The organism is Serratia sp. Ae19-1, assembly GCF_059801225.1.
The window spans coordinates 187965-200901 of record NZ_JBCHWD010000001.1 but is presented as its reverse complement, the minus strand read 5'-3'; the positions used below and the strand labels follow the sequence as shown (position 1 = coordinate 200901).

At 56.8% G+C, this 12937-nt stretch carries 15 protein-coding genes and 1 other RNA gene; 9 read left to right on the top strand and 7 right to left on the bottom strand.

Annotation, left to right across the window (positions count from 1 at the left end; all coding sequences use genetic code 11):
- Positions 1-40: 40 nt before the first annotated feature.
- Together AAIE04_RS01030 and acrR are read right to left on the bottom strand one after the other, a co-directional pair.
- Positions 41-394: a DsrE/DsrF/TusD sulfur relay family protein gene (locus tag AAIE04_RS01030; RefSeq protein WP_004940282.1), complete on the bottom strand. Its 354-nt coding sequence runs from the start codon at positions 392-394 to the stop codon at positions 41-43.
- Between the two features lie 31 nt (positions 395-425).
- Entirely contained in the window at positions 426-1109 is a 684-nt protein-coding gene (gene acrR / locus AAIE04_RS01025; RefSeq protein ID WP_498576336.1) for a multidrug efflux transporter transcriptional repressor AcrR, read from the bottom strand.
- 142 nt (positions 1110-1251) lie between these two features.
- Here acrR and sdeX point away from each other — a divergent pair, with 142 nt between their 5' ends.
- The 4 genes from sdeX to ykgO all read left to right on the top strand — a co-directional run bounded on the left by sdeX (position 1252) and on the right by ykgO (position 6197).
- Positions 1252-2439, top strand: coding sequence for a multidrug efflux RND transporter periplasmic adaptor subunit SdeX (gene sdeX / locus AAIE04_RS01020; protein ID WP_025160059.1), 1188 nt, complete (start codon positions 1252-1254; stop codon positions 2437-2439).
- A gap of 17 nt (positions 2440-2456) precedes the next feature.
- Positions 2457-5603 carry a multidrug efflux RND transporter permease subunit SdeY gene (gene sdeY, locus AAIE04_RS01015; protein WP_019454172.1) on the top strand — a complete coding sequence of 1049 codons (3147 nt, stop codon included), beginning with the start codon at positions 2457-2459 and terminating at the stop codon, positions 5601-5603.
- A gap of 186 nt (positions 5604-5789) precedes the next feature.
- Positions 5790-6044 (top strand): type B 50S ribosomal protein L31, encoded by a 255-nt coding sequence (locus AAIE04_RS01010; protein ID WP_004940303.1) that lies wholly within the window; start codon positions 5790-5792, stop codon positions 6042-6044.
- 12 nt (positions 6045-6056) lie between these two features.
- A complete protein-coding gene (gene ykgO, locus AAIE04_RS01005; RefSeq protein WP_004940304.1) occupies positions 6057-6197 on the top strand; it encodes a type B 50S ribosomal protein L36 in 141 nt (46 codons plus the stop codon).
- A 106-nt stretch (positions 6198-6303) separates the two neighbouring features.
- Here the strand turns inward: ykgO and AAIE04_RS01000 are convergent, their stop codons facing one another.
- The 3 genes from AAIE04_RS01000 to AAIE04_RS00990 are packed head-to-tail and all read right to left on the bottom strand — an operon-like array spanning position 6304 to position 8775.
- On the bottom strand, positions 6304-7182 hold the full coding sequence (locus AAIE04_RS01000) for a metal ABC transporter substrate-binding protein (RefSeq protein WP_019454173.1): 879 nt from the start codon (positions 7180-7182) through the stop codon (positions 6304-6306).
- A gap of 25 nt (positions 7183-7207) precedes the next feature.
- Entirely contained in the window at positions 7208-8065 is an 858-nt protein-coding gene (locus AAIE04_RS00995) for a metal ABC transporter permease (protein ID WP_019454174.1), read from the bottom strand.
- The gene (locus AAIE04_RS00990; RefSeq protein WP_063918849.1) at positions 8062-8775 is read right to left on the bottom strand and encodes a metal ABC transporter ATP-binding protein; all 714 of its coding nucleotides are present in this window, start codon (positions 8773-8775) and stop codon (positions 8062-8064) included. Before AAIE04_RS00990 ends, AAIE04_RS00995 begins: the two co-directional genes overlap by 4 nt.
- Before the next feature lie 406 nt (positions 8776-9181).
- On the opposite strand from AAIE04_RS00990, the gene AAIE04_RS00985 reads away from it, so the two are divergent.
- From AAIE04_RS00985 to hha, 3 genes are all read left to right on the top strand, one after another.
- Positions 9182-9535 (top strand): hypothetical protein, encoded by a 354-nt coding sequence (locus AAIE04_RS00985; RefSeq protein ID WP_019454176.1) that lies wholly within the window; start codon positions 9182-9184, stop codon positions 9533-9535.
- Positions 9536-9693: 158 nt separating this feature from the next.
- The gene (tomB, locus tag AAIE04_RS00980) at positions 9694-10062 is read left to right on the top strand and encodes an Hha toxicity modulator TomB (protein ID WP_004940312.1); all 369 of its coding nucleotides are present in this window, start codon (positions 9694-9696) and stop codon (positions 10060-10062) included.
- Between the two features lie 50 nt (positions 10063-10112).
- Positions 10113-10316: a hemolysin expression-modulating protein Hha gene (gene hha, locus AAIE04_RS00975; RefSeq protein WP_004940313.1), complete on the top strand. Its 204-nt coding sequence runs from the start codon at positions 10113-10115 to the stop codon at positions 10314-10316.
- 322 nt (positions 10317-10638) lie between these two features.
- Here the strand turns inward: hha and ffs are convergent.
- An RNA gene (gene ffs, locus AAIE04_RS00970) (signal recognition particle sRNA small type) lies at positions 10639-10735 on the bottom strand.
- Positions 10736-10891: 156 nt separating this feature from the next.
- On the opposite strand from ffs, the gene AAIE04_RS00965 reads away from it, so the two are divergent.
- Complete coding sequence (locus AAIE04_RS00965) at positions 10892-11206, top strand: MGMT family protein (protein WP_019454177.1); 315 nt, start codon at positions 10892-10894, stop codon at positions 11204-11206.
- Positions 11207-11270: 64 nt separating this feature from the next.
- Here AAIE04_RS00965 and AAIE04_RS00960 read toward each other — a convergent pair whose 3' ends face one another.
- The gene (locus tag AAIE04_RS00960) at positions 11271-11762 is read right to left on the bottom strand and encodes a YbaY family lipoprotein (RefSeq protein WP_004940318.1); all 492 of its coding nucleotides are present in this window, start codon (positions 11760-11762) and stop codon (positions 11271-11273) included.
- A 231-nt stretch (positions 11763-11993) separates the two neighbouring features.
- Between AAIE04_RS00960 and tesB the strand changes: the two genes are divergently transcribed.
- Complete coding sequence (gene tesB, locus AAIE04_RS00955; protein ID WP_019454178.1) at positions 11994-12857, top strand: acyl-CoA thioesterase II; 864 nt, start codon at positions 11994-11996, stop codon at positions 12855-12857.
- Positions 12858-12937: the final 80 nt, after the last annotated feature.

Here is a 12937-nt window from a genome sequence, read left to right as displayed (position 1 = left end):
ACAACAAAAACGTTGCCGGTGATGTCCCGTTGTCGCGAAATCAGAAAGTCAGCACTTTCTCCGCCGCCAGCGTCCACTGCGCCAGCTCGACCAGCGTGCCGATCGCCACGCCGTCCGCCAGCGGCAGGCGGCTGACGCCGCGCGCGTCGGCGCAGGTCTTGCACAGCTTGACCGGCACCTGCTGCGCGGTAAGGATCTCCAGCATCTGCTGCAGATGGTACCCTTCGTGCGGCTGCTGCCCGGCCAGCCCGGCCACCACCGCATCGGACATCAGAAACAGCCGCAGGTCGAGGCTGCTCTGCTGCTCTTTCATCGCGATAGCCAACCGTAGCGCATTGAACAAGGATTCATGGCCATAGGCGGCGCCGTTGGCGATAAGAACGACTGATGACATGAAGTCTCTCCTTATACTTATCAAGACTTATTTATAAAGGAAGGCGGCCGGCGTCTGGCGCTGTTGGCGTCGGCGCATCGGGTTTGAGGCGCAGGGTGGGGCAAAACTGCAGCATGTCCAGGAACGCGTCCACCAACGCTTCGGCTTCGGCCCGCAGATCAAAACTTTCCGGCATAAACAGCCAGTTTTCCATCAGGCCGGTGATATAACCGCGCAGGATGATCGCCGCCCGGCGAGTGTGCAGATCGCTGGGCAATTGCCCGTGATGTATGCAGTTATACAGCACGGCCTCGATGCGGTCATAACCGGCGAGATACAGCACTTTGCGCGAATCCAGCAACGGCATCATTTCACCGACAAACTCGCATTTGTGGAATATAATTTCCATCAACGCCCGCCTGCGGCAGTCTTCCACCGTAGACGTCAGAATGTAAATCAGAATTTCTCGGATAACCCGCAGTGGATTATCGGGAAACTTTGCCTGATACTCTGTCTCGAGCTGGTCAATTTTCGGCTCGGTAGATTCCCAAACTTCATTAAACAGGTCTACCTTATTCTTGAAGTGCCAGTAAATAGCTCCACGCGTAACCCCAGCAGCGGTGGCAATATCTGTCAGTGACGTTGCAGCAACGCCACGTTCAGAGAACTCTCTCACCGCAGCATCAAGGATTTGCTGTCGGGTTTCTTGTGCCTGCTGTTTGGTTTTTCGTGCCATGGCATTGTTATTTAGGGGGAGTGTGATTTACATACATTCGCGAATGTATGTACCATAGCACGCACATATAATTAACGCAGCAATGGGTTTTAAAGCTTGTGATCCATTGATCATTTTGAAATCGGACACTTGAGGTTTTTCTATGAACAAAAACAGAGGGTTAACGCCTCTGGCGGCCGTTCTGATGCTTTCAGGCAGCTTAGTGCTAACAGGATGTAACGATAAAGAAACCCAACAGCAAGGCGCTCATCAACAGGCACCTGAAGTGGGCGTAGTGACCTTGAAAGCCGAGCCTCTCAACATCACTACCGATCTTCCTGGCCGCACCGCTGCGTATCGTATCGCCGAAGTTCGCCCTCAGGTCAGCGGCATCATCCTGAAGCGCAACTTCGTTGAAGGCAGCGATATCAAGGCCGGGACGTCCCTGTACCAAATCGATCCCGCCACCTATCAGGCCAGCTACGACAGCGCAAAAGGCGATTTGGCCAAAGCGCAGGCCAGCGCTTCGATCGCGCGCGTGACGGTAAACCGCTACAAACCATTGCTGGGTACCAGCTATATCAGTAAGCAGGACTACGACAACGCCGTCTCCACGCTGCAGCAGGCGGATGCCGCCGTCGTGGCCGCCAAGGCCGCCGTGGAAACCGCGCGCATCAACCTGGCGTACACCAAGGTGACCTCTCCGATCTCCGGCCGCATCGGCAAATCCGCCGTGACCGAAGGCGCGCTGGTCAGCAACGGCCAGGCGACCGCCCTGTCCACCGTGCAGCAGCTGGATCCGATGTATGTCGACGTCACCCAGTCGAGCACCGACTTCCTGCGCCTGAAGCAAGAATTGGCCAGCGGCGCGCTGAAGCAGGAAAACGGCAAGGCTAAAGTGAAACTGATGCTGGAAAACGGCGCCGAATACGCGCAGGAAGGCACGCTGGAGTTCTCTGACGTCACCGTCGATGAGACCACCGGTTCCATCACCATTCGCGCTCTGTTCCCTAACCCGAACGATACGCTGCTGCCGGGCATGTTCGTGCGCGCTCGTCTGGACGAAGGCGTGCGCAGCGATGCGCTGCTGGTGCCTCAGCAAGGCGTAACCCGCAACCCGCGCGGCGACGCGACGGCGCTGGTGGTAGGGGCAGACGACAAAGTTGAACTGCGCACGCTGAAGGCAGACCAGGCGATTGGCGACAAATGGCTGGTTACCGATGGCCTGAAAGCCGGCGATCGCGTGATCGTCACCGGCCTGATGAAAGTGCATCCGGGCGCGCAGGTAAAAGTGCAGGAAGTTGACACTCAGGCGCAAAAACAGCCGCAGTCTGAAGCGCAGAAGTCATAAAAAGGAGCCGGTAATACATGGCTAAGTTCTTTATAGATCGCCCAATTTTCGCCTGGGTTATCGCCATCATCGTCATGTTGGCGGGGGTGCTTGCAATAATGAAACTGCCAATTGCGCAGTATCCCACTATTGCACCGCCGGCGGTGAGCATTTCCGCCAACTACCCGGGCGCAGATGCCAAAACGGTGCAGGATACCGTCACGCAGATTATCGAACAGAACATGAACGGTATCGATAACCTGATGTACATGTCCTCCACCAGTGATTCCTCTGGTAGCGTCACCATTACCCTGACGTTTGAATCCGGCACCGATCCTGACATCGCGCAGGTTCAGGTCCAGAACAAACTGTCGTTGGCCACCCCGCTGCTGCCGCAAGAAGTTCAGCAGCAGGGCCTGAAAGTAGAAAAATCCAGCAGCAGCTTCCTGATGGTGGCCGGCTTCGTTTCCGACGATCCGAACATGACTCAGGACGATATTGCGGACTACGTGGCGTCCAACATCAAGGACCCGATCAGCCGTTCGTCCGGCGTGGGTGAAGTGCAGCTGTTCGGTGCCCAGTACGCGATGCGTATCTGGCTGGACCCGAACAAGCTGAACAACTACCAGCTGACGACCACGGACGTGACTTCCGCCATCACCGAGCAGAACAACCAGATCGCCGCAGGGCAGCTGGGCGGCCTGCCGCCGGTGCCGGGGCAGCAGTTGAACGCCTCGATCATCGCGCAGACCCGTCTGACTTCGCCGGAAGAGTTCGGCAAGATCCTGCTGAAGGTCAATACCGACGGTTCCCAGGTGCGCCTGCGCGACGTCGCTCACATCGAGCGCGGCGCGGAAAGCTACGCCGTTACCGCTCGCTATAACGGCAAGCCTGCCGCCGGTCTGGGTATCAAACTGGCTACCGGTGCCAACGCCTTGAACACCGCCAAAGGTGTGAAAGACGAGCTGGCCAAGATGGCGCCATTCTTCCCGCAAGGGATGAAAGTGGTTTATCCGTACGACACCACCCCGTTCGTTAAAATCTCCATCAACGAAGTGGTGAAAACGCTGATCGAAGCCATCATCCTGGTGTTCCTGGTGATGTATCTGTTCCTGCAGAACTTCCGCGCGACGTTGATCCCAACCATCGCGGTGCCGGTAGTACTGCTGGGGACCTTTGCGATACTCGCGGCGTTCGGCTTCTCGATAAACACCCTGACGATGTTCGGTATGGTGTTGGCGATCGGCCTGCTGGTGGATGACGCCATCGTGGTGGTGGAAAACGTCGAGCGCGTGATGTCCGAAGAGGGGCTGCCGCCGAAAGAAGCCACCCGTAAATCGATGGGCCAGATCCAGGGCGCGTTGGTGGGTATCGCCATGGTGCTGTCGGCGGTATTCGTGCCGATGGCGTTCTTCGGCGGTTCAACCGGCGCCATCTATCGCCAGTTCTCGATCACCATCGTGTCCGCGATGGCGCTGTCAGTGCTGGTGGCCTTGATCCTGACGCCGGCGCTGTGCGCCACCATGCTCAAACCGATCCCGAAAGGCGATCACGGGGTTAAAACAGGCTTCTTCGGCTGGTTTAACCGCATGTTCGAGAAGAGCACGCATCACTACACCGACAGCGTGGGCAACATCCTGCGCAGCACCGGTCGCTACCTGATCATCTACCTGCTGATCGTGGTTGGCATGGGCCTGCTGTTCCTGCGCCTGCCTTCCTCGTTCCTGCCGGATGAAGACCAGGGCATCCTGTTGACCATGGTGCAGCTGCCTGCCGGCGCCACCGAATCCCGCACCAACAAAGTGCTGGAAGAAGTCTCCGACTACTTCCTGAACAAGGAAAAGGACAACGTGGTCTCGGTGTTTACCGTCGCGGGCTTCGGCTTCAACGGTAACGGCCAGAACAACGGTCTGGCGTTCGTCAGCCTGAAAGACTGGGGCGAGCGCCCAGGGGCCGGAAACAAGGTCGAAGCGATCGCGGGTCGCGCAATGGGTGCGTTCTCGCAGATTAAAGAAGGCCTGGTGTTCCCGTTCAACCTGCCGGCGATCATCGAACTCGGTACCGCAACCGGCTTCGACTTCGAACTGATCGACCAGGGCGGCCTGGGGCACGAAAAACTGACCGAAGCGCGTAACCAGCTGTTGGGCATGGTTGCTCAGCATCCGGACGTGCTGGTGGGTGTGCGCCCGAACGGCCTGGAAGATACGCCGCAGTTCAAACTGATCGTCGATCAGGAGAAAGCCAAGGCGCTGGGCGTCAGCATCACCACCATCAACAGCACGCTGAGCACCGCGCTGGGTGGTTCGTACGTCAACGACTTCATCGACCGCGGTCGTGTGAAGAAGGTGTACGTACAGGCCGAGGCGCCGTTCCGCATGCTGCCGGAAGACATCAACAAGTGGTACGTGCGCGGAACCAGCGGCCAGATGGTACCATTCTCCGCCTTCTCTTCGGCGAAATGGGAATACGGCTCACCGCGTCTGGAACGCTATAACGGCTTGCCGTCGATGGAAATTCTCGGCCAAGCTGCACCGGGCAAGAGTACCGGTGAAGCGATGAACCTGATGGAACAGCTGGCGTCCAAACTGCCAAGCGGCATCGGTTACGACTGGACCGGCATGTCCTATCAGGAACGTCTGTCGGGCAACCAGGCGCCGGCGCTGTACGCCATCTCGATTCTGGTGGTGTTCCTGTGTCTGGCGGCGCTGTATGAAAGCTGGTCGGTGCCGTTCTCGGTCATGCTGGTATTGCCGCTGGGGGTTATCGGTGCCTTGTTGGCCGCGACGATGCGCGGCATGAACAACGACGTGTACTTCCAGGTGGGGCTGCTGACCACCATAGGTCTATCGGCGAAGAACGCCATCCTGATCGTGGAATTCGCCAAGGATCTGATGGAGAAAGAAGGCAAAGGCCTGATCGAAGCGACGTTGGAAGCGGTGCGTATGCGTCTGCGTCCAATCCTGATGACGTCTCTGGCCTTCATCCTCGGGGTTCTGCCGCTGGTTATCAGCAGCGGTGCGGGCTCCGGCGCACAGAACGCGGTGGGTACCGGCGTAATGGGCGGGATGATCACCGCTACCGTCTTGGCGATCTTCTTCGTACCGGTGTTCTTCGTGGTGGTTCGCCGCCGCTTCAGCAAGAAGAGCGAAGATCTGGAACACAGCCATCCGGTAGAGCACCACTGATCGCTCAGTGATGTGAGCTCCACCCGATAATCGAAAAGGCCGCGCATGCGGCCTTTTTCTTTTGCTTCAGTTGCTTAATGCAAACCGTTCTCATTAATTCACTCGTGAGTGCAATTTACGCTTGATCGTGATGTCAGGTCGGCGCATAATTATTGTTATAGTATAACATCACAAGAGAGGGCCATCATGAAACCCGGCATCCATCCCGATTACCGCACCGTGGTATTCCACGACGTCAGCGCCAACGCCTACTTCAAAGTGGGATCGACCATCAAAACCGATCGCACCATCGAACTGGACGGTGAAAGCTGGCCGTATGTCACCCTCGACGTCTCTTCCGCTTCGCATCCGTATTACACCGGCAAGCAGAAAGACTACTCAAAAGAAGGCAGCACGGCGCGCTTCCAGCAGCGCTTTGGCCGCTTTATCGGCAATAAGTAACAAGGAAACCCCATGCAGGTATTGAGTTCATTGCGTTCGGCGAAAAACCGCCACCCGGATTGCAAAGTCGTGCGTCGTCGTGGCCGCATCTATGTGATCTGTAAAAGCAATCCGCGATTCAAAGCGGTACAGGGACGTAAGAAAAAGCGTTAACTCCAAAGTGTCATCTGTCGCAAAGCCCCGTTGCTGCTCAACGGGGCTTTTTTTATGACGAGAAAGTGCCTGCAAGCTGTCCCCCACCCGCGGGCGGGGGCAGTGATTACTTCATGCTGCTCAGCAGCGTGTCGACATTGTGTTTGAACGCCTGCTCATAGGTGGCCGCCGGGCCGCCGGCGCGGGAGAGCGCTTCCGGGTACAGCTCACCGCCCGCCTTGGCACCGGTCGCGGCAGCGATCTGTTTTACCAGCCGCGGATCGGTCTGGTTTTCGATAAAGTAAGCGTTAACCTTCTCCTGTTTAATCTGCTTAATCAGGCTCGCCACGTCGCTGGCGCTGGCTTCCGCTTCGGTGGAAAATCCGACCGGGGCGAGGAAGGTGACGCCATACTCTTGTCCAAAGTAGCCAAAGGCATCATGGCTGGTCAGCACCTTGCGTTTCTGCGGCGGCACTGCGGCGAACTGGTTTTTGGCCCACAGGTCGAGCTTTTGCAACTGCTGAATGTATTCCGCGCCGCGCTGGCGGAAATAGTTGGCGTCCTCGGGATCGGCGGCAATCAGGGCGTTCATCACATTGGTGGCGTACTGCACGCCGTTTTTCATGCTGTTCCAGGCATGGGGATCGGTAATCGGTTTGCCGTCCTCCTCCATCTGGCGGGTATTGATGCCCTGTGAAGCGGTGATCACCTGCCCTTTATAGCCCGATGCCCCGACCAGACGATCGATCCACCCTTCCAGCCCCAGGCCGCTGACGAACACCACATCGGCCTGCGCCAGCTTTTTGCCGTCCTGCGGCGAAGGCTCGAAGCTGTGCGGATCGCCATCCGGCCCCACCAGCGTGCTAACCTTGACGTGATCGCCTCCCACCTGTTTGACGATATCCCCTAAAATGGAAAAGCTGGCGACGGCGTCAACGGTCTTCGCCATCGCCCATGGGCTGGCCAGCAGAGCAGCGACCGCCAGCGATATAGGTAAACGTTTCATACTTTCTCCTTGCAAATGGCACTTCTCAACGGCGCGCGAAGGCGTAAATGCCGCCGCGCGTTCCAAACAGGATCGAAACGAAAAAGATGACGCTGGCGCTGAGCACGATCGCCGGGCCGGCGGGCAGCGAAGCGTAATAGGACCACACCAGCCCAATCAGGCTGGAAAGCGCGCCGATGCCCATCGCCGCTGCCAGCGTCTGCGGCAGGTTGCGCGCCCAGAAGCGCGCGCTGGCGGCGGGCAGCATCATCAGACCGACCGACATCAGGGTACCGAGGATCTGGAACCCCGCCACCAGATTGACCACCACCAGCGCCAAAAACAGGCCGTGGATCAACGCTAACCGGCGCGGCGCGTTGACGCGCAGAAAGGTGACGTCAAAAGATTCGATCACCAACGCGCGGTACAGCGCCGCCAACGCCAGCAGCGAAACCGTGGCGATCGCGCCGACCATCAGCATCGCCTGCGCATCCACCGCCAGGATCGAACCAAACAACACGTGCAGCAGATCCACGCTGGAACCGCGCAGCGAGACCAGCGTGACCCCGAGCGCCAGCGACCCCAAATAGAACCCGGCGAAACTGGCGTCCTCTTTCAGCGGCGTGCGGCGGCTCACCAGGCCGGACAGCATCGCCACCGCCAGCCCGGCGATAAAACCGCCCACGCCCATCGCCACCAGCGACATGCCGGAAATCAGATAACCGATCGCCGCGCCAGGCAACACCGCGTGGGACAACGCATCCCCCACCAGGCTCATGCGGCGCAACAGCAGAAACACCCCCAGCGGGGCTGCGCTGAGCGACAGCGCCAGGCACGCCATCAGCGCGCGGCGCATAAAACCGAAAGAGAGGAAAGGATCGATAAGCCCATGCAACAGCATCATGGCGCCACCGCCCGCAGACCCGGCTGCCGTTCGGCGGCCTGATAGCGCGGCACCTGTTCCAGCACGCGCTCGGCCGCGCCCCAATGGCACGCCTGCGGGGTCAGCAACAGCACCTGCGGAAAATGCTCGGCAACCATCGACATATCGTGCAGAACGGCGATTACCGTTCTCCCCTGCCGGTGCAATTGCGCAATCGCCTGCAGCAGGATCTGCGTGGTGGCGCTGTCGATGCCGGTAAAAGGCTCATCCAGCAGGATCAACGGCGCCTGCTGCACCAGCAGACGCGCAAACAGCACCCGCTGCAACTGGCCGCCAGACAGCTCGCCCACCGGGCTGTGCGCCAGCGCACTCATGCCGACGTTCGCCAACGCCTCATTAACCAGACTCGCGGCGCGCTTGTTCATGCCGCCGAACATGCCGCTTTGCGACCAACAGCCCATCGCCACCAGATCGCTCACCGCGATCGGGAATTGCCGATCCAGTTCCGCCTGCTGCGGTAAATAAGCCCTGCGCGGCGGCTTTGCGTCGTTAAAACTCAGGCAGCCCGCCAACGGCGGTAACAAACCGGCGAGGGTTTTCAGCAACGTCGACTTCCCGGCCCCGTTGACGCCCACCACCGCGGTTAACGAACCGGCGCTAAACTGCCCGTTCAGCGGCGGGAAAAGCGGCGTAGTGCCATAACCTATCGCCAGTTGGCGTAATGTGATCATGGCAGCGATACCGCCCAAAAAATGCCGAGCCACAACAGAGCCAATAAAACAGCGGCACCCGCACAACGCACAGCAGCGGAAGTGGTAAACAGTGAATTCAGTGACGGCGCGGCGTCATCTTGCGAAGTGGGGGTCAATGTCGTGGCCAGCAAGGTGAGTTAATAGTTATAATATAACATCACAATCACCGTGACACCTCAAGTCCTACCGTGCCCATTAATGCAACGGAACGTAACAACCGACGAGACACCGCCCTCCGCCACTGTCATCCATATCAAAAACAGGGATATTCCCATTCTGTGCAAATGTTGTTTTAAGGTAAAAAACCGAAGTAAATCGAAAATTTTACCGACGAGAGCAGAAAAGGAGTAAGATAAGCGGATAACATTGCTGTTGGCCAAGATTAATGCGTGTTACCCTTGCCTGTAACCTGGACGTCAACGCACTTTCTGTTAAAGAATTAAAGAAAGTGATTAATGACAATATTGCGGAGTTAGTACCTGCGCTGACCAGCGGACTCGATTTTTATTCCGAAAGCGCACGTTACGCCGAAGATTCATTAGAAATACTTGATATAGTGCGACAAAGCGAGAGCGATTATTCAATGCGTTATCGCTATAAGTGGGGAATTTTTAATGCCTGCCTGGATATCAACAGCGAAGACACTCTCAGCGATAGCGTCCGGTTCAGTGTGACAGAGCGGGGTTTAATCTTCGACATCATTGATAACTCACGGCCATCAACTGCGGATGAATTGTAAGTTTACGTAATAACTGCAGGCCAAACGCGAAAAAATGATTTATATTAATTTTACGGGAAGTTTATTTAACCACCGTTAAGCTGCCTCCGTTCATGATGTAAATCAGCTTACTCACATAGTGTTATCACACCGCAATTAAGACTTACGGAGGGGATGATATGGATGAGTATTCGCCTAAGCGACACGATATTGCTCAGCTCAAATTCTTGTGCGAAAATTTGTATGATGAAGGTATCGCCACCCTGGGAGACAGTCACCATGGCTGGGTCAACGATCCGACATCTTCCGTCAACCTGCAGCTGAATGAGTTGATTGAACATATCGCTTCGTTTGTGATGAGCTATAAAATTAAATACATGGACGAATCCGATCTGTCGGAGTTAGTCGAAGAATATCTCGACGATACCTATACGTTGTTCAGCAGCTACGGCATCAATGATTCCGACCTGCGCCGTTGGCAAAAAACCAAGGCGAGATTATTCAGAATGTTCTCAGGAGAGGACATCTGTACGACAATGAAAACTTAGGGGATAATTATTCCCGAGCTATTTTACGGTTATTAAACTAAAAGGCCATCATGACTAAAACCGACTATCTGATGCGTTTACGTAAATGCACCACGATTGATACTCTCGAACGTGTTATCGAGAAAAATAAGTACGAGCTTTCCGATGATGAACTGGAGCTGTTTTACTCAGCCGCCGATCACCGTCTGGCAGAGCTCACCATGAACAAACTGTATGACAAAATCCCCACCTCCGTTTGGAAATATGTCAGATAATCAGCCCCCAACGCGTTGAGCCGATGCCTTTATCGGCCTCAATGTCAAAACTGAATACGTATTTTTCCTATTGACAACAAAATGTCATTTACGTTCCCGCTCGCCAGTAATAATGAATAGAAACAATTTTCTTTTAAATAGGGCGTGTTATGTCACTGTGCCCCAATATGCTCTCGCCTAATAGCCACTCATTCATTATCTGGAAAGTGCCGGAGGCAACGGCGGAAAGTAACGCACGCTCACTGCCAGGCGGAAAAGGGCATGGAGAAATGAAGCGATTCACGAGGAACAGACAACGAGCAGAAGCTCAAATGGGTGGGGGCCCTGCCAGCTACATCCCGGCACACACGTCACCTGCTGCGGCTGCTTCCTTCCGGACCTGACCGAGTTCACAAGTTAGTGTTGCGGGAGAACCAACAGGGCCCCCATTGACGGCTTCTGTACTCCGAAGCGGTGGGCATTATCGGCGATGCCCCACCAAATAGCAAGCCAACCGGGGCCAACCGCTGTTTTCTTGCCCACCTGCATTGTGGCACACTCTTCGCCTGGATTTTGATTCGCGCAGGAACAGCAACATGCAACCAGAAGACGCTTCTTTCAGCCAGCGGGTATTCCATGTCGTGGCCGCCATTCCTTACGGCAAAGTCACCACCTACGGCGAAGTCGCCCGGCTGGCCGGTTCACCGCGCGCCGCGCGTCAGGTCGGCGGCGTACTGCGCCGTTTGCCGGAAGGCAGCACCCTGCCCTGGCACCGGGTGATCAATCGGCACGGCCAGATCTCGCAGCAGGGGGAGGATTTTCAACGGCAGCGGCAGGCCTTGCTGGCGGAGGGCATCATTTTCGGCCCGCACAGCACGGTCGATTTCGATCGCTACGGCTGGCGCTGGTAAAACAAAACAGCCTTTGGCCGAAGCGCAAAGGCTGTTGATTTCATCTTGCTGTACTGCAGTAAGATTACTGCATGGCGGTTGGCGCAGCCTGAATCGGCACGCCCTGAACCGGAACCAGCAACAGATCGGCACGGGTGCCGTTGCGATTGACCACTTCCTGGATGGTGTCGGTAATAAACATCAGTCGCCCGTTGACCGTCACCGCCGCGCTCAAAATGATGCGCGCATTCGGTTGAATGTCGGACGGGTTATACGGCAGCGTAAAGCTGAACGGCGCCTGTTGCCCTTCAGTGCGTACCGCGCGCTGTGCAATCACTTTAGACGGCGCATCCGCCAGCGAGGCGTCAGAGAGGGTGACCGTCAGTACGGCGTCCGGCGGCAGCGCAATGCGCTGACGTATATTAACCGAACCTGTCACCGCCGGGCCCTGAATCTGCGTTTGCGCAGCCGCCGGGTTGCCGGCCGTCTGTGTAGGCACATCAGCACTCTTTTGCGCGCATCCTGCCAGCGTGATCGTCAGTGCCGCGGCACCGCCTACGATTTGCCAGAGTTTCATGGATCGGTCTCCTTTTTTATTATCAACATGTTGGTGGCTTTAACCACCGCACCCATTAAACTTAGCACAAAACACTGATAAATCCACTTTGCCCCACCTATTAATCACTTAGCCCGCCGAAAACGCTCACTATTAAGAGCATTCTCATCACCGCTTTAACGCCGGATGTTGACGCCGCGCCGTGATATTCCGCACACTGAACAAAATGATTATTAGAAAGGTAACAATTTTATGAGCCAGGCATTGCAAAACCTCCTCGATCTGCTGGATCTGGAGAAAATCGAAGAAGGGCTGTTCCGCGGCCAGAGTGAAGATCTGGGGTTGCGCCAGGTGTTCGGCGGGCAGGTGGTTGGCCAGGCGCTCTACGCCGCCAAACAGACGGTGCCGGATGAGCGCAGCGTGCATTCGTTCCACAGCTACTTCCTGCGTCCGGGCGACAGCAGCAGGCCGATCGTCTACGATGTGGAAACCCTGCGCGACGGCAACAGCTTCAGCGCACGCCGCGTCAGCGCCATTCAGCACGGCAAACCCATCTTCTATATGACCGCCTCCTTCCAGAGCCCGGAAGAAGGTTTCGAACACCAGAACCAGATGCCGGACGTGCCGCCGCCGGAAGGGCTGCTGTCCGAATCAGAGATCGCCCAGAAGCTGGCGCATATGCTGCCGGAAAAAGTGCGCGATAAATTTATCGGCCAGAAGCCGCTTGAAATGCGCCCGGTAAAATTCCACAACCCGTTGAAAGGCAGCGTGGAGGAACCGCATCGCTACGTGTGGTTCCGCGCCAACGGCAGCATGCCGGACGATCAATGCATCCACCAATATCTGCTGGGCTACGCGTCGGACTTTAACTTCCTGCCGACGGCGCTGCAGCCGCACGGCGTCGGCTTCCTCGAGCCGGGGATGCAGGTTGCTACCATCGATCACTCGATGTGGTTCCACCGTCCGTTCCGCATGGATGACTGGCTGCTGTACGCGGTGGAGAGCTCTTCCGCTTCCGGCGCACGCGGTTTCGTGCGCGGCCAGATCTACACCCGCGACGGCGTGCTGGTCGCCACTACCGTGCAGGAAGGGGTGATTCGCCAGCGCGACGCTTGAACCGCGGCATGACATAAAGAAAGGGGCGATGTTTCCATCGCCCCTTTTTGCTTCATCATTATTTTACTGTTTAGCGCACC

Bases quoted from the DNA above. Each gene is read 5' to 3' on its own strand.
- ykgO (WP_004940304.1), top strand. From the start codon at position 6,057: ATGCAGGTATTGAGTTCATTGCGTTCGGCGAAAAACCGCCACCCGGAT.
- acrR (WP_498576336.1), bottom strand. From the start codon at position 1,109: ATGGCACGAAAAACCAAACAGCAGGCACAAGAAACCCGACAGCAAATC.
- AAIE04_RS00990 (WP_063918849.1), bottom strand. From the start codon at position 8,775: ATGATCACATTACGCCAACTGGCGATAGGTTATGGCACTACGCCGCTT.
- sdeX (WP_025160059.1), top strand. From the start codon at position 1,252: ATGAACAAAAACAGAGGGTTAACGCCTCTGGCGGCCGTTCTGATGCTT.
- AAIE04_RS00965 (WP_019454177.1), top strand. From the start codon at position 10,892: ATGCAACCAGAAGACGCTTCTTTCAGCCAGCGGGTATTCCATGTCGTG.
- tesB (WP_019454178.1), top strand. From the start codon at position 11,994: ATGAGCCAGGCATTGCAAAACCTCCTCGATCTGCTGGATCTGGAGAAA.
- AAIE04_RS01010 (WP_004940303.1), top strand. From the start codon at position 5,790: ATGAAACCCGGCATCCATCCCGATTACCGCACCGTGGTATTCCACGAC.
- tomB (WP_004940312.1), top strand. From the start codon at position 9,694: ATGGATGAGTATTCGCCTAAGCGACACGATATTGCTCAGCTCAAATTC.
- sdeY (WP_019454172.1), top strand. From the start codon at position 2,457: ATGGCTAAGTTCTTTATAGATCGCCCAATTTTCGCCTGGGTTATCGCC.
- AAIE04_RS01030 (WP_004940282.1), bottom strand. From the start codon at position 394: ATGTCATCAGTCGTTCTTATCGCCAACGGCGCCGCCTATGGCCATGAA.
- hha (WP_004940313.1), top strand. From the start codon at position 10,113: ATGACTAAAACCGACTATCTGATGCGTTTACGTAAATGCACCACGATT.
- AAIE04_RS00985 (WP_019454176.1), top strand. From the start codon at position 9,182: ATGCGTGTTACCCTTGCCTGTAACCTGGACGTCAACGCACTTTCTGTT.
- AAIE04_RS00995 (WP_019454174.1), bottom strand. From the start codon at position 8,065: ATGATGCTGTTGCATGGGCTTATCGATCCTTTCCTCTCTTTCGGTTTT.
- AAIE04_RS01000 (WP_019454173.1), bottom strand. From the start codon at position 7,182: ATGAAACGTTTACCTATATCGCTGGCGGTCGCTGCTCTGCTGGCCAGC.
- AAIE04_RS00960 (WP_004940318.1), bottom strand. From the start codon at position 11,762: ATGAAACTCTGGCAAATCGTAGGCGGTGCCGCGGCACTGACGATCACG.